This is a genomic window from Paenibacillus sp. NPDC056722 (assembly GCF_042790635.1).
GTDB lineage: Bacteria > Bacillota > Bacilli > Paenibacillales > Paenibacillaceae > Paenibacillus_AQ > Paenibacillus_AQ agri.
Genome location: NZ_JBHTYV010000004.1, coordinates 381,442 through 403,674 on the forward strand (window position 1 = coordinate 381,442; position 22,233 = coordinate 403,674).

The 22,233-nt window shown below is 48.4% G+C and carries 19 protein-coding genes; 7 read left to right on the forward strand and 12 right to left on the reverse strand.

Annotation, left to right across the window (positions count from 1 at the left end; genetic code table 11):
• The first annotated feature begins 61 nt into the window (after positions 1-61).
• Positions 62-409 carry a YugN family protein gene (locus tag ACFRAM_RS13190; protein WP_175374540.1) on the forward strand — a complete coding sequence of 116 codons (348 nt, stop codon included), beginning with the start codon at positions 62-64 and terminating at the stop codon, positions 407-409.
• Positions 406-1,644, forward strand: a complete 1,239-nt coding sequence (gene ftsW, locus ACFRAM_RS13195) for a putative lipid II flippase FtsW (RefSeq protein WP_379466236.1) — start codon at positions 406-408, stop codon at positions 1,642-1,644. Before ACFRAM_RS13190 ends, ftsW begins: the two co-directional genes overlap by 4 nt.
• 213 nt (positions 1,645-1,857) lie before the next feature.
• Here ftsW and ACFRAM_RS13200 read toward each other — a convergent pair whose 3' ends face one another.
• Positions 1,858-2,223, reverse strand: a complete 366-nt coding sequence (locus tag ACFRAM_RS13200; RefSeq protein WP_175374539.1) for an Asp23/Gls24 family envelope stress response protein — start codon at positions 2,221-2,223, stop codon at positions 1,858-1,860.
• Positions 2,224-2,376: 153 nt separating this feature from the next.
• On the opposite strand from ACFRAM_RS13200, the gene cax reads away from it, so the two are divergent.
• Positions 2,377-3,447, forward strand: a complete 1,071-nt coding sequence (gene cax / locus ACFRAM_RS13205; RefSeq protein WP_175374538.1) for a calcium/proton exchanger — start codon at positions 2,377-2,379, stop codon at positions 3,445-3,447.
• Positions 3,448-3,573: 126 nt separating this feature from the next.
• On the opposite strand, the gene ACFRAM_RS13210 is transcribed toward cax, so the two are convergent.
• The 5 genes from ACFRAM_RS13210 to ACFRAM_RS13230 form a co-directional block, all read right to left on the reverse strand.
• A complete protein-coding gene (locus ACFRAM_RS13210) occupies positions 3,574-3,864 on the reverse strand; it encodes an Fpa/YlaN family protein (RefSeq protein WP_066370804.1) in 291 nt (96 codons plus the stop codon).
• 371 nt (positions 3,865-4,235) lie between these two features.
• Entirely contained in the window at positions 4,236-4,481 is a 246-nt protein-coding gene (locus ACFRAM_RS13215; RefSeq protein ID WP_175374537.1) for an HPr family phosphocarrier protein, read from the reverse strand.
• A gap of 102 nt (positions 4,482-4,583) precedes the next feature.
• Complete coding sequence (locus tag ACFRAM_RS13220; protein ID WP_379466237.1) at positions 4,584-5,699, reverse strand: aminopeptidase; 1,116 nt, start codon at positions 5,697-5,699, stop codon at positions 4,584-4,586.
• A gap of 97 nt (positions 5,700-5,796) precedes the next feature.
• A complete protein-coding gene (locus ACFRAM_RS13225) occupies positions 5,797-6,669 on the reverse strand; it encodes a hypothetical protein (protein ID WP_379466238.1) in 873 nt (290 codons plus the stop codon).
• Between the two features lie 337 nt (positions 6,670-7,006).
• Complete coding sequence (locus tag ACFRAM_RS13230; protein ID WP_379466239.1) at positions 7,007-9,001, reverse strand: sensor domain-containing diguanylate cyclase; 1,995 nt, start codon at positions 8,999-9,001, stop codon at positions 7,007-7,009.
• Between the two features lie 395 nt (positions 9,002-9,396).
• Between ACFRAM_RS13230 and rpsD the strand changes: the two genes are divergently transcribed.
• Together rpsD and ACFRAM_RS13240 are read left to right on the forward strand one after the other, a co-directional pair.
• The gene (rpsD, locus tag ACFRAM_RS13235) at positions 9,397-9,996 is read left to right on the forward strand and encodes a 30S ribosomal protein S4 (protein WP_066370830.1); all 600 of its coding nucleotides are present in this window, start codon (positions 9,397-9,399) and stop codon (positions 9,994-9,996) included.
• 376 nt (positions 9,997-10,372) lie between these two features.
• A complete protein-coding gene (locus ACFRAM_RS13240) occupies positions 10,373-13,348 on the forward strand; it encodes a transglycosylase domain-containing protein (protein WP_379466240.1) in 2,976 nt (991 codons plus the stop codon).
• 111 nt (positions 13,349-13,459) lie between these two features.
• Here the strand turns inward: ACFRAM_RS13240 and acsA are convergent, their stop codons facing one another.
• The gene (gene acsA, locus ACFRAM_RS13245) at positions 13,460-15,184 is read right to left on the reverse strand and encodes an acetate--CoA ligase (protein WP_379466241.1); all 1,725 of its coding nucleotides are present in this window, start codon (positions 15,182-15,184) and stop codon (positions 13,460-13,462) included.
• 163 nt (positions 15,185-15,347) lie between these two features.
• Here acsA and ACFRAM_RS13250 point away from each other — a divergent pair, with 163 nt between their 5' ends.
• Entirely contained in the window at positions 15,348-15,980 is a 633-nt protein-coding gene (locus ACFRAM_RS13250) for a GNAT family N-acetyltransferase (protein ID WP_379466242.1), read from the forward strand.
• Positions 15,981-15,993: 13 nt separating this feature from the next.
• On the opposite strand, the gene ACFRAM_RS13255 is transcribed toward ACFRAM_RS13250, so the two are convergent.
• From ACFRAM_RS13255 to ACFRAM_RS13265, 3 genes are all read right to left on the reverse strand, one after another.
• A complete protein-coding gene (locus tag ACFRAM_RS13255) occupies positions 15,994-16,689 on the reverse strand; it encodes a 5'-methylthioadenosine/adenosylhomocysteine nucleosidase (RefSeq protein WP_379466243.1) in 696 nt (231 codons plus the stop codon).
• Between the two features lie 381 nt (positions 16,690-17,070).
• Positions 17,071-18,081, reverse strand: coding sequence for a catabolite control protein A (gene ccpA / locus ACFRAM_RS13260; RefSeq protein WP_066370851.1), 1,011 nt, complete (start codon positions 18,079-18,081; stop codon positions 17,071-17,073).
• 295 nt (positions 18,082-18,376) lie between these two features.
• Positions 18,377-18,829 (reverse strand): hypothetical protein, encoded by a 453-nt coding sequence (locus ACFRAM_RS13265; RefSeq protein WP_379466244.1) that lies wholly within the window; start codon positions 18,827-18,829, stop codon positions 18,377-18,379.
• A gap of 206 nt (positions 18,830-19,035) precedes the next feature.
• Here ACFRAM_RS13265 and ACFRAM_RS13270 point away from each other — a divergent pair, with 206 nt between their 5' ends.
• A complete protein-coding gene (locus ACFRAM_RS13270; RefSeq protein WP_379466380.1) occupies positions 19,036-19,563 on the forward strand; it encodes a type 1 glutamine amidotransferase domain-containing protein in 528 nt (175 codons plus the stop codon).
• Positions 19,564-19,654: 91 nt separating this feature from the next.
• Here ACFRAM_RS13270 and ACFRAM_RS13275 read toward each other — a convergent pair whose 3' ends face one another.
• Complete coding sequence (locus tag ACFRAM_RS13275; protein ID WP_379466245.1) at positions 19,655-21,076, reverse strand: DUF4179 domain-containing protein; 1,422 nt, start codon at positions 21,074-21,076, stop codon at positions 19,655-19,657.
• A 1-nt stretch (position 21,077) separates the two neighbouring features.
• On the reverse strand, positions 21,078-21,584 hold the full coding sequence (locus ACFRAM_RS13280) for an RNA polymerase sigma factor (RefSeq protein ID WP_379466246.1): 507 nt from the start codon (positions 21,582-21,584) through the stop codon (positions 21,078-21,080).
• Between the last annotated feature and the right edge of the window lie 649 nt (positions 21,585-22,233).

Below are 22,233 nucleotides of genomic sequence, written 5' to 3' on the forward strand. Positions count from 1 at the left end.
GAACGTCTGTAAGCGGATAAACGAATTAATCATTATACTTCATAAGGGGGAAAAGTGCGCTATGATATTTGAGAACACGGGTCTCGTAGGCTTAAGAAGCGACCTTCTTTATCTGGATGAGAGTGCAGAAAAGGCAGGTTTCATTCGCTGGCAATGGGAATATTACCGGGCTACATACGATTGCAAGATTGAAGACCGGAATAACGGCGGAGAATACTTCCTACGTGTCAACACACGCGCAGTGGAGGGCAAGTTAGAGAAGCCCGATGCGGTTCTCGCTATTGAGGCTGTATACCTTGGCAAAGCAACCTTCCCTCATGGACTGGAATACGAATCACCGGTACCGCAGCCTGTGCTGGACATTGCTGCTGAGCGGATCCTTGAACTGAAGCAGTTGCTTGAGGCTTGAGTAACCGTAAGGGAAAGACGAATGCCAAAGTCAACCTGCCCAAAAGAGGAACACCCGACTTCCTGTTATTGATTCTGACCTTGCTGCTTGTCGGCTTCGGACTGATCATGGTCTTCAGCGCAAGCTCCAGTCTATTCTTCAAAAATGATCCGCTCTACTTCGTTAAACGTCAGATCATATGGGTTGTCTTGGGATTATTCGCCATGTTCGTGACAATGAATATCCACTACAGCAAATTTAAAAAATGGTACGCACCTATGTTCCTGGTTACTCTCGTTCTGCTTCTATTCGTGGCCTCTACCGAACGAATCAATGGCGCAAGTAGCTGGCTTAGCATCATGGGACTAGGAATTCAGCCTACCGAGCTAGCTAAAATATCGATCATTCTCTACCTTGCTGCCCTGATTACCAAAAAAGGAGAACGTCTTCGGGATCTTCGGACCGGTTACATTCCGGTTATGGTGATCGTTGGAATTGTAGCGGGTCTGATCATGATGCAGCCTGATTTCGGTTCATGTATGATCCTCGTTGCTACCAGCGGACTGGTCATTTATGCAGGCGGCGCCAGTATGAAGCATATTATGGGCTCGATTGCCCTGCTTGTGCTGGGTGTTGGAATTGTACTCGGTGCCAAGGCGGCCATCGATTCGTTGTCCCCGCCTGCACCTGAAACGAAATTGGCGACGAATTATAAAATGGGCCGTATCACTGCCTTCTTAGATCCGTTCCAGGACCCAACCAAAGACGGATATAACATTATTCAATCCCTTACAGCTATTGGTGAGGGCGGAATTAGCGGAGCTGGACTAGGTAAAGGCGTGCAAAAGCTCCATTACCTTATCAATCCGCAGACGGACTTTATCTTTGCCGTCATGGGCGAAGAACTAGGTTTTATCGGGACACTCGTGTTCCTGCTTATTTACCTCTTCTTCATTTGGCGAGGGATTATGATTGCCCTCAGGTGTACCGATCCGTTCGGGACGCTTGTCGGCATCGGCGTCATGGGGATGATTGCGATCCAGGCCTTCATCAACATCGGAGGGGTCACCAAGGCCATTCCGCTCACCGGTGTAACACTTCCCTTCATCAGCTACGGGGGCTCCTCACTGCTGATGACCATGATGTCTATGGGTATCATGCTCAACATCTCCCGGGAGACCAACCGGCCGGCTAAAGAGGAAGTCACCAAGTCTGTAACCACTGTAAGAAAACTCAGAGAAGTCCGTGGTCGCTAATTGCTTTGATTACGTATGAACCGTCAAGCAAACGCATCAACGGATCTAAAAGTGTTCCTCAGCTCAGGACAAGCTGGCGGGACACTTTTTTTCATCCATCGACATAAACATAAGAAAAAGGTCCCCCAAGCCTCATTCGGCTCGGAAGACCCTCTTCCTTCCTTGGGCAATTACGCCCTGAATACACTACTTCATTAATGATTTGCAGCGTTCTTAGGAAATTTCGTCATTCTTGAACGCTACGCCTTCAACCTTGACGTTTACTTCAACAATGTGAAGGCCTGTCATGCTCTCCACAGCTTCGCGTACGTTCTGCTGCAGCATCCGGCACACTTCGTGAATCGGAGTTTCATAGAGGACGATAATCCGCAAATCGACTGCCGCTTCGAGCTGTCCGACTTCAACGGTAACACCCTTCTGCACGTTCTTGCCGCTCAGGCGCTTCGCCCAGCCTTCCGACAAACCGCCGGACATGGCTGCAATCCCAGGAGTCTCCAAGGCTGCCAGCCCGGCAATTTTCGAGACGACGTCGTTTGAAATCCGTATATTCCCATTTTCCAGTTGAAGTTGTTCTGCCATGCCATATCCCCCCTACACTCAATATCAATTATTGTAATTCCAAAACAGGCTAAAAAGCAAATGACTTTCTCGCATCTCCGTTTACAGAGTGGAACATTTTGGGTATATTGATTAAGAAATCAACATACATACGTAGACTGGAGAGTGCCTAAGTTGAAAAAATGGATATCCCCGGTGCTGCTGGTGGTCACTTTTGTCCTCAGCGCCATCGGACATTATGCGGGCTGGGACCATACGCTGCAGTTCATTCTGTCGGCGGTCGCAGTCGTATTCGTGGCCGGTTTTCTGGGCCGGGCTACCGAAAGTGTAGCCCATTATGCGGGACAACGGCTGGGCGGCTTCCTCAACGCGACCTTCGGAAACGCCGCAGAGCTGATCATCGCATTTTTCCTCGTGAAGGAAGGCCTGTTCGACATGGTTAAGGCAAGCCTCACGGGTTCGATCATTGGTAATCTGCTACTCGTGCTAGGCCTGAGCATTTTTGCTGGCGGCATGAAGTACAAGGTGCAGAATTTCAATGTCACCCTTGCCGGTATGAACGGCTCCTTGATGATTGTCGCCGTCATCGCCCTGTTCGTACCCGCCATGTTCTTCAACACACACTCGATTACGGCAAAAGATACAGATGTTCTCAGTCTCGTGGTTGCCGGAATCCTGATTGTCTCCTACATCGCCTGGCTCCTCTTCTCAATGATCACTCATAAGAAATATTTAGCGGATGTCACCGAAGATAAAGCGGAAGAACTGCCCAATGAGCATGCTCCTGCTTGGTCCAAACGCAAATCCATTATGTATCTGATTCTAGCTACCGTCATGGTCGCTTTTGTCAGTGAGTGGCTCGTTGGCACATTGGAGACCTTGACCGAGCGCTTCGGCTTCAGTGAGCTGTTCGTAGGTGCCTTCCTGGTCGCGATTATAGGAAATGCTGCGGAACATAGCGCAGCCATTCTGCTCGCCATGAAGAACAAGATCGGCGCGGCTGTCGAGATCGCCGTCGGCAGCAGTCTGCAGATATCACTTTTTGTTGCACCAGTGCTGATTTTCGCGAGTTATTTCATGGGCAACACCATGGATATTGTGTTCACAACCATTGAGATTGTGGCCATCGCAGTCGCTGTATTCATAGCTAAGTCCATTACGCAGGATGGGGCCACCAACTGGTATGAGGGATTGCTTCTCCTTGCGGTGTACCTGATTCTAGGGGTTTCCTTCTATTTGGTGTAGACACAGCCACTTTAGCTTCACATATGCAACAAAAAAGCGCACAGGAGGAATCCCCTTTCCCTCGTGTGCGCTTTATCATTTTCGGATAAATGATCTTGTCCGATAGAACGGCTGCAACCTGTGACCCTAGTTAGCCTTGTTGTTCAGAGCTTCATACAATACGGCCAGATTACGCTCCAGTTTGCTCACCAGCTGCTTGCCAGTAAGCTCAGGCACCAGTCCTGCACGGACGGCGAAATCGACCTCTTTGGAGAAACCATACATTTGGGTATCCAGCACTTCCTCATAGAGAGGGCAGTACCGTGTGGCCAAATTCTCCATCTGTACTTCGATGAGCTTCTGAATTTTATCGGCATCTTCTTGTAGAAGAGTGATCGCTTTAAGGTTAAGCTGTTCCTGCAAATCTGATGAAGTCATGCTTCTTCCCCCCCATGTCCAAAAGTTACTGCTGCTTTTGCCATTTTATTTAATATTAGTCGAAATCGGATTCCAATACAAGAATTCAGTTTGGTATATTCGAAAATCAGCCCTATTATATCAAAATAGCTCCGTAAAGTGGAGCCTGAGTTTTATAAATATAAGGATATACATAGATTGAACTTAGGATTCTCACCTGGGTTTAGGTCGTCATTGCGGAGAATGTTTGGGCTTCCGGCCACTGTGGCTCCTACAATTCCAAAATCCCCCTCCACTCCGCTTCCCTTTAGTTAAATTTTATAGTTCATTTTATATACATATAAAAAAACGCCCCGCCGCTAACGGCAGGACGTCCTCAACCATCCATTATTTTACTCCGCGACTACTGAAAAGTTCAGACCGTGCTTCGCGAATACTTCGCTCATTGCCTTCTTAGCTTCTTCAGCGTCCGTTCCATGGACATGAAGCTCATAGCTTTGGCTTGAAACCAAAGTAGTGAACAAACCAAGGATACTTTTAACATCAATGTACTTGTTGTCCGCTTGAAGAACGATAGAAGAGTTAAATTGGCTCGCCGTTTGAGCAATTTCCACGATTGCAGCATTGTTACTGGACATAGGAATCCCTCCGAAACTTATTATAAACTAAGTAGATACTAATCCATTCCATGATACCTTGAATCCGCTTACTTGTGCAAGGGATTTTCTTTTTATTACATTTTATTTCAAGTTTTCCGGATTCAGACCTTCCAGCTCCGGAATTACAAAGATACCGTCCTTGCGGATCAGAACATCATCAAAGTAAATTTCTCCGCCGCCGTAATCCGGACGTTGAATCAGCACCAGATCCCAATGAATGGAGGAACGGTTGCCGTTATCAGTTACATCATAGGCCTGACCTGGGGTGAAGTGCAGACTGCCGGCGATCTTCTCGTCGAACAGAATATCCTTCATCGGGTGCAGAATGTACGGATTGAAGCCGATAGCGAACTCCCCGATATAGCGAGCACCCTCGTCGGAATCCAGAATTTCGTTCAACCGGGCGGTATCGTTACTGGTGGCTTCTACAATTTTACCGTTTTGGAAAGTGAATTTCACATTCTCAAACGTAACTCCATTGTAGATGGAAGCTGCATTGTAGCTGATTGTTCCGTTGACCGAATCGCGAACCGGGGCTGTGTAAACTTCTCCGTCCGGAATATTCTTCTGTCCGGAGCATTTCTCTCCACCGATGCCTTTGATGGAGAAGGAAAGATCCGTTCCCGGGCCGGCAATGCGTACCTTATCGGTTTTTTTCATAAGATCAGCCAGTGCATCCTGCGCTCTGTCCATCTTGGCATAATCGAGATTGCACACTTCGAAATAGAAGTCCTCGAATGCTTCTGTGCTCGTATTGGCAAGCTGAGCCATGCTGGCATTCGGATAACGCAGAACCACCCATTTGGTGTGCTTGACGCGCTGCTCGCTATGTACCGGGTGCGAATACAGGGAATTGTACAACTTCATATTTTCTTCAGGCACATCCGCCAAGTCATTAACATTCTCGCCGGCACGAATGCCAATATAGCAGTCCATTTGCTTCATGCGATTCAGATCAATCTCGGCCCAAGTCTGAAGACTTTCACGGGTTGCATATTTCAGCATGCTGCGCAGGACGGTACGGTCAGTCAATTGTACGAAAGCGTTGCCTCCGGCCTTACCGACCTCCTCCACAACTGCTTTAATCAAATCTCTTTCGTTGCCAATCATTTCGACGAGCACGTTCTCGCCCGGCTGGACGTTCACGGAATAGCCTACCAGGTTTTCCGCCAGCTTTTGAATTCTAGGATCTTTCATTCTTTCTCTCTTCCTTCCTCTTCGAAGCGTAAATAAGCAAGCTTTACTATTGTAGCACGACCGTTATAGAGCGCAAGGCCTCATGTCATTTGCAGCTTTAATGATACCCGTAGAAATTGACCTGTACTACCAAAGACTCTTGGTCCCCCGGTTTCTTCCCGTTCGCATAGCTAACTGTTCTGGTCCAGTCCAGCTTGCGGGGCAGATTCTGCTTCTTGTCCACGGTCAAATGATACACAGCCTTTACGTTAGCCTTAGTAAGCTGCTGCTTCATCTCGTTGTTCTTTTTCTGCCATAAAGCCTCAATTGCCTTATCTGCTTTGGCCTGATTCGTATTCTTAGCCTTCACGCTGCTGTTAGTAGGACGGAACGAATTCATTTCCTGTTCCAGCTCTCTGGACAGTAGCGCCCGCGCTGCTTCCGGGGTCAATTGTATGCGCAAAACCCTGGTGCCCCTGGCCGCACCGGTCTCTTCTGTAACCGTTTTGTCCACATCCTTCAACTGCTCCAGTTGAAGCAGCGGGTTCAATCGGGGGAGCGGATTGTCTTCGTTGTTGCCGGAGGCCTTGGACAGCTCTTGCCACTGGCCCTCCCGCTTCTCAAGCTTGCTGGAATAAGACTTCTCCCCGGAATGAATACGAGCTGTCGCACCATTCTTCTCCAGCTTCCGAATACCTTCTGTCGCGGCCGTTTTGGAAGTTCCTTTGTCCGGAAGCAGTGTGTACAGGCTAAGCTGATTATGGTTCTCCATCTTGCCTCCATAATACTGACTCAGCGCAGGCGTCGTCTCCCCCTCTCGCAGCAGCGCGGCTGATCCTTCGAAGCTGACCCCATCACTTCCTGCCATCCCGGCCAGCGCCAGCGATAAATCCTTTGGTGCCGGTTTATTGTTTACTTCCGTGCAGCCACTGCCCAGAATACCAACTAACATTACTGCGATCATTCCGCTATAAGCTATGCTTTTCCTCATGGTCTATATCCTTTCATATTTGAAAGTTAATTGTTATCAGTAGTTAGGGTTCTCTCTGCCCCACGGACTTATGCCATCTATATAAGATGACTTAAGATCTGAACGTAAGGCTCGGTCGTCACTACGGTGAATGTTTGGACTTTCGGCCGCTGTTGTCCCCAGATTTCTTTTTTCAAACTGCTTCTAGCGGTTGAAATCTGGGAACAAAGGCGTTCGCTATCGCTCCTACAGTTCCAAACCTTCCCCTTCGTTCCTCCTCGCTCTTTGTTAATTTCTTTTGTTCACCTTATCTATACGGAATTGTTCCTGATGCAAAAAGAATCCTTGAGGCAGCGCCTCAAGGATTCTTCAATCGTTCTTCCGATTTCTTCTTGTCCGTCACCACTCGATTACGACCACTGTTCTTCGCATCGTACAGGGCCATGTCGGCCCGGTAGAACAGAGACTCCACACTGACACGGTCATCCGTCCAGCTCCATTCAGCGATGCCACAGGAGACGGTGACGGCTGGTCCAGTCTCTTCCTGGACCCGTTTACGGATACGCTCAGCCACATAAGCGGCCTGCTGCACGCCAAGCTGGGGGAGATAGACCGCCAACTCTTCACCGCCCCACCTTGCAGCTATATCGCCTTGGCGGATCGAGGATTTCACGATTTCGCTGACCTGCTTCAAAATCTTGTCCCCTTGCTGATGGCCATAAGTATCATTCACCATTTTGAACTGGTCGATATCTACCACGATCAGCGTTCCGCAGAAGTCGGTGGTTTGCCTCTCCTGAATCACTTCGTCCAAATAATGCCGGGCATACAGACCGGTCAGGGTATCCCGATTCGCTAAACGTCGTACCTCGGCATGCAGCCGGGCATTGCCCACTGCGAGTCCAATATGCCCTGCCATTGCTTGCAGCAGTCTGTAATTGTCATAGGAAAAATAGTGAGTCTCCCGGTGCGCCAGCATGATGGCACCACGGATTTCTCCGCCTACATACAGCGGTGTCGCAATAAGTGACTGTGAGCCGGTGGCCTCCATCAGTTTTGAGTTTACCTTTGAATTCTCCAAATAATCCGACAGGATCAGAGACTCCCCGGTAGCATACACTTGGCCGCCGAGTCCTCCCCCTACCTCCAAAATCTCATTCAGTAGCGGTGTATAGTTGCAGGCGATCACCTCAAGACCGCCTTTCTCTTCATTCAGGTGCATGATGCAGCAGTAATCCGCCTCGAACATCTCCAGCAATTCCTCGAATGCAAATTGGAAAATGTCTCCTAGCCGCAGACTCTGGTTCAACCGCTGTGTAAGCTCATTGCTCATGCGCAGCTCACGAATGAGTTGGTTCGAGCGCTCATACAGCTTCGCATTCTCAAAGGCCGTTCCGGCCGTATCTGCCACCATGGAGAGAAACCGTACGTCAACATCGGGAAAATCCGGGTTATCCAGCACCATATGAAATACGCCGTATACCCCCTGTTTTCCACCAAGTGGAAGTCCAATCTCTACAAAACGCCCGCCTTCTCCACTTGTATGAATAGCTACCCTGCCGTCTTTAAAAGCGATTGCACATACATCATCGCTCGTCCAGAGCAGCGGCAGCGGCTTCACCTGCGGGTGGCTGCTCCGGTGATCCTGTGACATGAACAAGTCCAGACGTGCACCCGGGTACATAGCAGAGATACTGTTGATCACCTCGCTCAGCACCGCATCCACATCAATATTGTCATGCATCCGCTGGACGATCTGGAACAACAGGGAACGCCGGTTGCTCTCCCGCTCGGCATGCAAGTGAACCCCTGCCAAATCAGAGACAAATACATGCTCAAATTGATGGTAAAAACAAGTCCGGTAATGCTGTGCCATGGCTTCAGCTATATGTCTGCCCCCGGCTGCATATTGCGCTGTCGGCATCATACAGCCGAGCAGAGCGAAAATCTCCCCTCGAGTGCGCGTGACAACCGGGATCGTCAGGATGATCTTTTCTTCCCCATCCTCCTGGATGGAGAGAACCTCTGGGTGTCCGGAGGCAAGACTGTGCCTCCCCGTCTCCTCCCATACCGCTCTTAGACGTTCCTGCTCTTCATTTATATGTTCTATCCATTTGGCTTCAAAATTCAGGACACACCATTCCCATGCAGCGGCAAATGGCAGGATAGCTTGTCCTCCCTGCCACTCATGGAAGCTTTCGGCAATCAAATCGGCTGCATAAGGGAGATCGTGGGATACGATATCTGTTTCCCTCAGCCAGGCGGCAGGATCTTGCGAATCTCCGCCTGATTGCACATTGTCCTGTAAGAGCATACGATTGCTGCGGTGGCCGCATGCTTCTTGTTCTGACATAAAGAGGATCCCCTTTGCAAATCAATTAAAATACGCACTTTCCGGTAACATCTAAGTGGTTATATTTTACTCTCTTTTTCTCGGTAATGCATTATATTTTCCATAATTCCGGGATTTTTTTTAGGACCAAAGAACTATCGACAAAGATTGACAAATTCACTTTTAATCTCTGCTTGACTTTACCTGTTATTTTCATATAATATTTATTGTTGAACAAGACTGTAATGGTCTTTTACTTGGGCGTAACGTTGTGTCACCCTCACGCTTATCGTTACTGTCAGGGCAGCGGCTGAACTTCCCCGACAGTGTGGACCTATTAAACCTCCACTACATACGTTAAGCGGCGCAAATAGGCCCTAACCTGAAATTTCAATTATAAAGGAGTCTACTATAACATGGCACGTTACACCGGACCTAAATTCAAACTCAGCCGCCGTCTGGGCATTTCCCTTAGCGGTACAGGCAAAGACCTGAAACGCCCTTTCCCACCAGGACAACACGGCGCTAACCAACGCAGAAAAGTAAGTAACTACGGAATGCAGCTTTTGGAAAAACAAAAACTGCGTCACATGTACGGCTTGGGCGAAAAGCAGTTTAAGACTCTTTTCACCAAAGCACAAAAGCTTCCAGGTATCGCGGGCGAAAACTTCATGTTCTTGCTTGAAAGCCGCCTGGACAACCTCGTTTACCGTCTTGGTTTTGCTAACTCCCGTGCTGGTGCACGTCAGTTGGTATCCCACGGTCACGTAACTGTTAACGGCAAAAAAGTTGACATCGCTTCTTACCGTTTGGAACTGGGCGACGTAATCGGTCTTCGTGAAAGAAGCCAAGGCTTGACTTCCATCAAGGAAGCTCTTGCTAACCGTTCCCACCTTCCAGGTTACCTGGAATATTCTGACGCTTCTTTCGAAGGTAAATTCATTCGTTTGCCAGAGCGTGCTGAACTGTCCCAGGATATCGATGAGAAACAAATCGTCGAGTTCTACAACCGTTAATATTTCGCTTACGGCGAGTATGCTGAAAGCCTCCGGATTTATCCGGGGGCTTTTTGTTATCTCAGGGAACCCGATGCCTCCATATTTTGAGCACACACCTTGTTTTGTAATCCTATCTTCTGTCTTTTCTTCTGTCTTTTCTTCTGTCTTTTCTTCTGTCTTTTCTTCTGTCTTCACTCCTCTCCTTGAACCAATATCAGTTTCGCAATTTTTTATCTTCCCCACTTGTATTACACCACCCTCCTGCACCGTAACATCAAATTTTGGATCCTGTAGCTTCGCTTTGTTCAGCTTCCGAAAACAGGTTACAACGGGAACGCATTCAAAATCGTCAATTTGTGCTATAATAGTTCCGTTAAAAGGAGGATTATCGTCGATGGTTGAGGAGAACAAGAAAAAAAACGCCAAGAAGCGTCCCACCCGCAGATCCTGGCTTCGTAGATTTGGTTCTGTCGTGAAATGGATGTTCATTCTCGGCGTATTGGGTATTCTGTTTGCCGGAGGTGCAATGGCCGGTTATATTACATCTATCGTGAAAAGTGACCCGGTTCGCTCCGAACAGTTTATCCAGCAGCAAGTCAGCCAGAACGCCATCACCGGATTTGCCTATTTCCGTGACGGCTCACCGATTGGCCAGCTTCGCACGGAAGAAGACCGAAGGCTGGTTGAGTACAATAATATTCCCCAGATTGTGATTGATGCGGTCCTCGCGATCGAGGATAATAATTTCTACCAGCATAAAGGGATAGATCTCAACGGTACTCTACGTGCCATCAAGCAGAAGCTGCTGAACGAATCCGTTCAGACCGGGGGCAGTACGCTTACCCAGCAGCTGGCCAGACGCGTATTCCTTAATCTGGACAAAACAGAAGATCGCAAAGTTAAGGAAATTCTGCTCTCACTGCGCTTGGAGCGCTTCCTGTCCAAACAAGAAATTATAACAGCTTATCTTAATAAGGTACCATTCGGCAACGGGTCCAACGGATACAACGTATACGGGATCAAAGCTGCAGCCAAGGGAATATTCGGTCAGGATAATCTGGATAAGCTGAATATAGCTCAGGCAGCTTATTTGGCAGGACTTCCGCAGCTTCCTTCTGCCTATTCCGCATTCAGCGGCACCGGTGAGTTCAATGAAACTGCATTTAACCGGGCCATGGACCGCCAGCGGCTTGTACTGCGCCGGATGCTCGAAGAGAACAAGATTACACAATCCCAGTATGATGAAGCGCTGACCTTTGACATCAAGGGCTCGCTGGCTCCGTACACCAAGAAAGCTTACGCTACTTACCCGTACCTGATGCTCGAAACCGAACGCAAAGCTTCGGAGATTCTTCTGTCACTAAATCAGAACAAGACGGATAACACAGGCACAGGCACAAGTACAACTACAAGTACAAGCACGAGCAAAACCCCTACAGACAACAAACAGCTTCTGGAAGCAGCAAGGCAGCAGCTGATGACTGGTGGGTACCGCGTTTACACTACCATTGACAAGAAGGTATATAGCGCGATGCATAGCATCTCCGAGGATAGTTCGAACTTCACCAAGGACAGTAAAACCAAGGGAGTCGAACAGACCGCGGGTATGATGATTGATAACAAGACCGGGGCCATTCTCGGGATGATCGAAGGACGCAATTTCAATATTGAGCAGATGAACTATGCTACACAGATGGTTCGTCAACCGGGGTCCACCATGAAGCCAATCGCGGCTTATCTGCCGGCCCTGGATGCTGGTTTGATTCAGCCAGCGGGGATACTGGATGATGCTCCGATTATTTTGAAAGATGGCGGGAAAGGCTTCCACATCCCCAAGAACTCCAATAATCGTTACCAGGGTCTTGTCACCGCCCGATATGCACTGAACAAATCACTCAACCTGCCGGCTCTAAAGCTCTTCAATGACAAGGTCGGAATTGATAATGCCTGGGCTTTTGCGAAGAAGCTTGGTATTACAACGATTCAGGAACAGGATTACAGTGCCAAAACAGGGGTTCTCGGCGGATTACGCTATGGTGTATCGGTCGAAGAATTGACTAATGCCTATTCGGCAATCGGCAACAAGGGTGCTTTTAATGATGCCTACATGATCGATAAAATCGTCGATTCGGAGGGAAAAATTGTCTATCAGCACAAGGTTAATCCCGAACAGGTATTTTCCGAGCAGACTGCTTATCTCATGACGGATATGCTGCGTACTGTAATTACAGACGGAACGGCCAGCACTGTCAAAAGCAAATACAAGCATTTCAAAGATATTCCGATCGTCGGCAAAACCGGCTCCACGCAAAATTATGCGGATGTTTGGTTTATGGGCTACACGCCTGATGTAACACTCGGAATGTGGGTCGGCTACAAAGAGCAGATCAACACACTGCAAGGCGACACTCAGAGACGCCAGGCGCAATCCTTGTGGGCTAAGGTCATGAATGCGGTCATTGATAAACAGCCTGATCTCTTCGTCACCGATAAATTCACACAGCCGGAAGGCATTGTGAAGAAAACAGTGTCTGCTTACAGCGGCAAGCTTCCGACTAGCCTGACTGATCGGTTTAATACCGATTTGTTCAATGCCAAATATGTACCAACCACCAGTGATGACGGCATTTCCAAGGCCAGATATATCACCTATAACGGCGTCAACTATATTCCGCATGATGGGACGCCAGATGATTTCCTGAGAGAAAAAATTGTTGTGAAACGCGAAAAGCCAATTCAAGAATTGGTTAAAGAACTGCTAGCCGCTTTCACAAAAATGAAAGATCATGAATCGCTGTCCTATTACATGCCGGCGGATGCGAAGAGCGATGTGCCAACTGAGGTAGATCCACGTGTAGATGATGGCAATCCGCCAACCCCTCCGGGTAATGTCAATGTGTCTTACAGCACTGGCAAAGCGGTAATCTCCTTCACGCCAAGCGGTTCGCCGGATGTTGTAGGCTATCGCCTGTACCGTTCATTGAACGGCGGTTCCTTCCAGAAGCAAGCGGTATTGTCAGTAGGTGAAGGCACCGTATTCCAGTCAAGCACACCGGCTGGCGCCAATGCTACCTTCTATGTCACTGCAGTAGATGTAGGCGGACATGAGACGGCTTCGGGCACTATAGCTGGCGGGCCGATCGCTACACCGGAACCGACAGATTTACCTGAACCCACGGATAGCGGCAGTGAGCCTACTCCAGGCTCTGATAACCCAGAGGTAGGCAGTCCGGATGATCCCGGTGTGATTTTACAGCAACCAGGAAGTACAGACATCCCACCTGCGGGAGGCGCCAATCCGGGGAATAACAGCGGCGGCAACTCCGCGGGCGGAACCGGTGCCAATACAGGCAGCGTAACTACCCACTAAAGACCTCACTGCTTATGCAACTGGTTTAATTACGGAAGCCTTTCAGAGCATACCAAAAACACCGTTCCTGATTGTCAAAGGAACGGTGTTTTTATGTGCAAACGATATGTTCTAATCCTCAATCGTTGACAGGTCACCTGTAGGAAGATGCAGCTCCCAGGCTTTGAGCACCCGCCGCATAATTTTGCCGGAACGAGTCTTCGGCAGCTTCTCCCTGAACTCGATCTCACGCGGCGCTGCGTGGGCTGAGAGCCCTGCTTTAACGAAAGCCGCGATTTCCTCCTTCAGCGCTGCTGTAGGCTCGTAGCCCTCGCGCAGGGAGATGAAGGCCTTGATAATCTCGCCTCGTGTCACATCCGGCTTGCCGATGACACCGGCTTCCGCTACCGCCGGATGCTCCACCAGTTTGCTCTCCACTTCGAACGGGCCGATCCGCTCACCCGAAGAGTTGATGACATCGTCAATCCGGCCCTGAAACCAGAAATAGCCCTCCTCGTCCATGTACGCCGAGTCTCCCGAGATGTACCAGCCCGGAATACGGAAGTATTCCTCATACTTGGCCTGGTTGTTCCAGATAGTACTCATCATGGACGGCCAGGACGTCTTGATCGCCAGATTTCCCATGGAATACGGCGGCAACACATTACCTTTGTCATCCAAGATTGCAGCTTCTATACCTGGCAATGGACGGCCCATCGAGCCTGGCTTGATGTCCATGGCCGGGTAGTTGCAAATCAGCTGTGCGCCGGTCTCCGTCATCCACCAGGTATCGTGAATACGCTGATTGTAGAACTTGTCGCCCCAGCGAACCACCTCTGGATTGAGCGGCTCTCCAACAGACAGGACATGGCGCAGACTGCTTAGATCAATGTCCTGCAGGAGGCTCTCACCAGCTCCCATCAGCATGCGGAAAGCCGTTGGCGCACTGTACCATACCGTGACAGCATTGCGTTCAATCGTCTTATACCAGTCCTGCGGACTGAAGCGGCCGCCCCGGACCACATTCGTCACTCCGTTTAGCCATGGGGCAAAAATCCCGTACGACGTCCCCGTGACCCATCCAGGATCTGCGGTACACCAGTAGATGTCGTCCGGACGCAAATCCAGCACTACCTGACCTGTATAATAATGTTGTATCATTGCTCGTTGTACATGATAGACCCCTTTGGGCTTGCCCGTAGAGCCTGAAGTATAGTGCATAATCAAGCCATCATCCAGCGTAAGCCATTCCGGTTCCAGCTCCGGTGATGCCTGGGACATTTCTTCCTCATAGCGCAAGATTCCCTCATAAGCATCCGGGCCGTCTCCCACCAGAATAATATGACGCAAGTTTGGAAGTTCCTCCCGTTTCACCCGGTGAAGCAGTCCAGGAGTTGTTACCAGCGCTACGGCTCCACTGTCTTCAAGCCGGTCCTTGACAGCCGTCTCCATGAACGCTTCAAAGAGCGGACCCACCACGGCTCCGACTTTTAAAATACCTAGCAAACTGAAGTACAGCTCAGGCTGGCGCGGCATAAAAATAAACACCCTGTCCCCTTTGCCAATTCCGTACTTCCGTAGCACATTTCCAAACCGGTTAGACCGCTCCCGTAGATCAGCAAAGGTATACCTTTCCGCGCGTACAGCATCGCTATAGAGCAGCGCTGTGGCGTTTCCCCGTCCTTCCTGTACATGCCGATCCACCGCTTCATGGGCCATGTTGACCTTGCCGGTCTCAAACCAGGAGAAATGTCTGTGCACATCCTCCCAGCGAAAATCGGCTACTGCCCGGGCATAATCCGGCATATTGGAGCTTTGTACACGCCCCGGCAAAATTTCGCTGTGGACTTGACCCATCACTCTTGCCTCCCTCACTTCTTTGAATTAAGCTTTAAGGGTAAGACTTCTTTCATAATTAATGATGTCAATGCAGCATTTGTGAATATTTTATGTCTGAATCAGTATATCACAGCAAACGGTTACATTCCATATTTTATAATGTTTTTGAAAGGAGTCGGTTATGGAGCACCGCAAGATTCCGGTTAGCCATTCCCTCAGTTATAACGGCAGAACACTCACAGTTAACGGTCCCTTGTCACCTGAGGACATCAAAGAGCTGGACATTCACCGTGATCTGGATGCCTTTCGCAAGCCTTCGGAGCAGCTAGAAGCATTAATCGAGATTGCCGGACTGCCTGAAGGACGTATTATTGCCGCAGTAGATCAAGGAATTATCATAGGTTATGTAACTTTTCATTATCCTGACGAAATGGAATTGTGGTCTCAGGGCGGTATGAAAGATCTTGTCGAGCTGGGAGCGATTGAGGTTGCCGACGAATATCGCGGAGCCGGTCTTGGCAGGCTGATGATTTCCACCGCCTTTGAAGGGGAACAGCTGGAGAACTGCATTGTATTCACTACAGAATATTATTGGCATTGGGATTTGAAGGGTAGCGGGCTGGATGTGTGGGGCTACCGGCAGATGATGGAGAGGCTGATGAAAACCGTAGATATGGTATGGTATGCGACGGATGATCCAGAGATTTGTTCCCATCCGGCCAATTGCCTCATGGTGCGCATTGGCCGGGAGGTACCGATGTCCTCACAGGAAACCTTTGACCGCGTCCGTTTCAGGCAGCGGTTCATGTATTAAGGGCTAGCAGAAATTACAGGGCTTGCAGCATTTGTGCCAGAATAGCATGGGAGCGCTGGGAAGCTTCAATGGTAAACTCTTTATAGTTAACCTCTGCAGAGCCATCAGCACGGTCAGACATGGAGCGGATAACAACAAAAGGTGTATTGTTCATGAAGCACACCTGAGCAACCGCCGCTCCTTCCATTTCGACACAAGCGCCATCCATTTCTTGTCTCAGCGAAGCTACTACCTCTCTGCTAGCAATAAATTGATCCCCGGACAATACTTTCCCGATCTCGTAGTGACAGTTCAGCTCACGGCAGGACTTTTCAGCCAGTGCAATCAGGCCAGCATCCGCAGGGAATGAGGATACTTCCTGATCCGGAATGATCCCTTTTTGATAACCAAGCGGTGTGACATCCATGTCATGCTGCATACATTCCGAGGAGATCACGATATCTCCAATGTTCAGATCAGGGTGTACTGCACCGGCTACGCCTGTGAACAGGACCTTGGATACCCCGAAGGAATCATGCAGGATTTGTGTGGTGACCGCTGCATTAACTTTGCCGATTCCGGATCTGCACAGCACTACAGATTTGTCGAAAATAGTACCCACGTGGTAGCTGATGCCTGCTTTGACTACTGTTTCACTGTCTTTAATTTCTTTCAGCATCAACTCAATTTCTTCATCCATAGCCCCGATAATTCCGATTACTTCACTCATATGTAGAATCCTCCCATGGTTCTATAAGTTTATGTATAAGACGAACTAAAGCTCCGACGTAAGACTCGGTCGTCACTACGGCGAATGTTTGGACTTCCGGTCGCTGTTGTCCCCAGATTTCTTCAATTATACCGCTTCTAGCGGTTGAAATCTGGGAACCAGCTCATGCTTCCGACGCGAGCTTTCCTACGGAAAGCTTTCAGGCGAGCGCTTTCGCTCCTTCAGTTCCAAACCCTCCCCTTCGTTCCTTCTCGCTTTATGTTACTTTCTTTTGTTCATCTCTATAAATTAAACTTATTTTCCAATTCAAATTTTTATAGTATATAAAGCATAAAAAGCTCCAGAAGGAGCTTTCCATGCTATGCATATCCAAATCCGTGATTACTTATTCAGGTGATTAACAGACAACCGGAGAATCGTCTCATGCGGCAAAATAACACGGGCGTTCTCTACAGTCTCTTTCTTCATAAGCTTCGTTAAAAGTCTCATTGCTACCGCACCCAAATCGTACATTGGTTGAGCTACAGTTGTCAGCAGCGGACGGACCATGGAAGCCATCCGAATGTTGTCGACGCTGATGATTGAGAAGTCATCTGGAACTTTCAGACCTTCGTCCTGGATACTATGAATGGCACCGATCGCCATTTCATCCGTTGCGGCAAAAATAGCGGTTGGCTTCTTCTTCAGTCCGAGGAAGTACTTCATGGCCTCGACACCGGATTCGTAGCGATAGTTACCGATACGCACCAGATCTTCCTGATACTCAATGCCAGCTGCTTCCAAGGCTTTCTTGTACCCCTGGAATCGAGCATAGCCGTTCGCCGGGTCCTGCAGAGTGCCACTAATCATAGCAATCTCACGGTGTCCGTGGCGGATCAAGGTGTTCACTGCGTCGAAAGCTGCCGTTTCGTGGTCGATATCCACAGATGGATACGTGCCCTTCTCGTCACGGGTTGCGCAGAGTACAATTGGCACAGCAGAAGTCTGGAATGCTTGAATGTGCTCATCCGTTACAGTACCGCCCATGAAAAGTAGCCCGTCCACTTGTTTCTCAAGCAACGTGTTAATGACACGAATTTCCTTCTCTTTACGCTTGTCCGCATTACAGAGAATGATGTTGTAGTGATACATGTTGGCAATATCTTCAATCCCGCGTGCAATTTCTGCAAATATCGAGTTGGAAATATCAGGAATGACGACACCGACAGTTGTCGTTTTCTTACTGGCAAGTCCTCTTGCCACGGCATTTGGACGATAGCCCAAACGCTCAATCGCTTCAAACACTTTCTTCCGGGTCTGCGGTTTCACGTTGGGGTTATTGTTCACAACCCGTGATACCGTAGCCATAGATACGCCTGCTTCTCGCGCTACATCGTAAATGGTTACCGTCAAATTACTCTCTCCATTGCGATAAATTTTATCGTTCGACTAATTAAAATTATGATACGACACTTTGTACATTTGTGCAATGATAACGCTTCATTTTCCTTTCAAAAATCTTTTCAAAGCGGAAGCATTACCCCGGAACGCATACAACCTGCATCCCTATTGGTGCAATCATGTAACCTCTTTCTATCGTAACAAAAAGCGCATGAAAAATCCAACTTTCGTGAAATATTTTCATTGATTTTGCAGAAAAATTTCTTGAAAACAAGAAAACATCCACTGAGCATCCTTTTCTTGTAACTTATTTGACAATTTGTGTCGATTGCAGGGTCAATTGTGACAACCGGTCACCCGTTTCCCGCATCCACTCAACATCTTCGGAGTCCCCCGCGAACCTATAAATGTCCAGCAAAAGATCAATCCGGCTCTGAACCGCTTTGCGGATCTCCTCTTCAAGTTCCGGTAAACTCTCGCCACTAAATTTAGAAAATGTCTCTTTCAATACAAAGGCCCACTCACTGCCGTCCGCCAAGGAAACCTTACTTCCCGCAGTCCCCTCTCTACCCAATTGCTGCACAAGTTCGCCCAAAGCGAGCTTAATGGCAGGCAACGGTTCGTAACGCGAACAGCCCTCACAGTTATACACAGGGACATCTGTGATTTTGATCTTTGTGTTGTACACTAGCGTATGCATATGTATAGTCATGTCACCGCCGCAACTGCATGCTTTCTCCAATAAGTCATCTTTCCACATCTGCCACACCTCAAGCATAAATTAAAAAGCACGCAGGTTCCGACTTTTTATTTCTATATTCGACTTCACTCTCCAGAATCCTTCTCATTTGCATATAATGATTTATTTGGCAATTGAACTAGACATCTCCACTCCTCATGTGACTTAAAATTTTAAATTTGATAGAATAAAGAAGAATAGAAGATGGATACAGGAAGGAGACCCCAATAATGAGACTCGACGGCAAGAAGGTCATTGCGTTAGTGGATGACGAATTTGAGGATTTGGAGCTTTGGTACCCTGTCTACCGGGTGCGGGAGGAAGGCGCGGAGGTTCATCTGGCCGGACTCGAAAAAGACAAGACCTACATCGGTAAATATGGCGTTCCTGCCAAAGCCGAATATTCCTGGGACGAGCTTGATGCCTCCGATTATGACGGCATTCTCGTTCCGGGCGGCTGGGCGCCCGATAAAATCCGCCGCTACAGCAAAGTGCTGAAGCTCGTGCAGGATTTCCATGCAGCGAAGAAACCGATCGGGCAGATTTGCCACGCCGGCTGGGTGCTCATTTCGGCAAAAATTCTGGAGGGTGTGACTGTTACTTCCACTCCAGGAATCCGCGATGATATGGAAAATGCAGGCGCGATCTGGAAAGACGAGCCTGTGGTGACGGACGGACACATTATCTCCGCCCGCCGTCCGCCTGATTTGCCGCCATACGGCAAAGCCTTTTGCGACGCACTGGCTGGGGAATAAGGCCGCACGTCAACCCTTAAAAGAATACTTAGTGGGCCCTGCCCTCAAGCTCGTCTTGAGGGACAGGGCCCGCTGTTTTTTTAAGCATCTATCAGCGCAGCGGAATGGTCTGTACGTCCTTAAGGGCGTTAGGATAGCTGTCCAGGGTAAAGGTCAACGGCTGCGGGAGTTTTTCTTTTCCGATCAAATACAAATTAAGGCCGCTTTTATTCAATTCCTCTTGTTTGGATTTAAACAAATTCGTAAGATCGAAGTTGTGAGGAGACTGATCATATTTATGTACCTCTCCCTTACCATCCTTGAACGACATGTTCATTATTAAATTACCCTCACGACTTAATATGTTACTATCTGTAAAATGGTGCTTCAAAACGATTAATTGCTGCTCAGCGGAATCCTGTACTACTTCAACTGTGAGTGCATTATCTGGCGCCTTCAGAATTTGCTGCTTATCTGTATCAATGATTAGTTCTCTCTTCGAAGGCTCCAAGGCATAGATTCCGTCAACAGTCAGGCGCAGCGGTGCTTTAGGTTTGGTGTTGTCATTATTAAATACACTATATGTCCTTCCCTCTTTCTGGATTTGCTTCGGTAGATAGAACCCTTCCGTATCTCTGTCATCTCCTAACAAAATTCGTGGCTTAAGCATTCCGAAAATGTCTTGTGTATTATTTTTATTATAAGCTGTTTCCAAATAGATGCCGGTACTACCGATATACATCTGCTTGAGATCTATCGTTTGCCCTGCAACCATGAATGATCGATTAAGCGTAATGGTTTGACCAGCCTCTCCCATTGCTTTCTTGTCTAGTCTGATGGGGACGGATAGATTTATGAGCCCCTCCGGTTTTGCAAACAGCGTATCGTTATCTGCGCTCTTGGCGATCGCAAGATGAACCTCCACCTCTTCTGGCAAATCCTTGGCTTCACCACTCCATGTCAGGCGCGTTATATTCATGATACTGCCTAACCCCAATTTCTCCCGCGTTCCAATCAGAGCAGTACCTTTTATTGCCCCCGTACTGTCTGTTAATGATAGATGATCGACCCGCGTTTTGTGGTCTGTTTTGTTGTCTACCGAATACAGAATAATGATTCCCATTGCATCAGCTATCACGCCGTCAACGGTCAGCACATGTCCCTCCTTCTCCACGGAAGACACACCAACCTGCTTCATTAACCCGGCCTCATAAGCCGACCATACTGTCGTATCTTCAGTCGAAAAGGTAAGATATTTTTCCAATGGATCCGTCTTCGAAAAAGAACTGAGAGCACTCCGCAGCCCCGTACCCTCCCCCATCCATGATCCCGCAGAAGCCAGCAAAAGCAAAGTAATTACTGCAGCAGTTGCTGCTATCCACAGGCGCTTTTCCCATAACTTTCTGGCATGTTGTGACCTCCTGTTTAGGGCAAGATGAACGTTCGCATGAATCCGAGACTCGGGTACCCGTTTTGCTTCCAATGACAACTTGTGAAAATAATCTTCAAGAAGTTTCTCCTCGCTCAGAGTCATATCATGCACCCTCCTTAATTTTCATTTTGCCACGCAAATGTTTTAGTCCTTTGTTCAGCCAAGTTTTGATCGTTCCTTCCGGCCTGTCCAATATTTCGGCAATCTCGGTTACTGTCATGTCCCGGTAATACTTAAGTACAATCACCTGCCGGTACTTAGGCTTCATCCCATCCAGTGCCTGCTCCATATCCAGCCTAAGATCACTTTTCATTTCCATCATGTCGCTTACCGTTTCTGCCGGCTTTACAGTCAGTACCCGCTTTCTCCGTTTAAGCTCATCATTGCAGCAATTGATGACAATTCGGATAAGCCAAGGGGTGAACCGTGCCGGATCTTTCAGGCTCCTTCGTTTAGTCCATGCCCGGCAGGTAGCCTCTTGCAATACTTCAAACGCATCCGCTTCACTTCGCAAATAACTATATGCGATCCCGTAAAGAAGTCTTTGTTGCCCCAGCACCATTTGCATGAATGCTTCCTCTTCACCCGTATTTGCTGTTTGGACTTTCATAATGCTTTCCATCCCTTTAGCTTTCCTCCCTCCGTGCAGAATTTTTGCCAAGCCCTCTGCATTGTGTTCTCCTATATATTGACTGTTTTAGGCCACAAACGGTTTTGATATTTGGAAAAATAAACCTCTAATCAAGATAAACAGAGATTGTTCCAAAAGCGAACACTCCCTTCAAGCAAGACATCAAAAAAGCGCAGGACCTGAGGCTCAGAAATTGCGAATAAAACGAGACCTTGTAACGCAGTGTGTATGTCGGCATGTCGCGCAGCATGATGGACTTGATCAGAGCCCGGTTCAGGACCTCACGCTCTAGCTTGGAAGCTTGGCTCTGATTTAACAGGAAAATGTACCGTTAATTCTCCACTTTCAAAGGTTTTGCCCGGACTAAAGGGAAATTCTCCAGTTGTTCTTCCTCTTTATAAGAGAATCGAAGGAGATCCTATAGATTAACGGGAGTATTTCCAGTTGTCTAAGCGCTGCATGGCGTTTACTTTTATTTTACCGGATCTGCACACCTGATGACCGAGTGGCTTTGGCTTTGGCTTTGGCTTTGGTTTGCCTATCCCCAGCTCCAGAAGGTGGTCGTCGAACACAAATAGAACATGGCGGGTTCAGGAACTCTCCTGAACACCGCCATGTTCTATTTTCC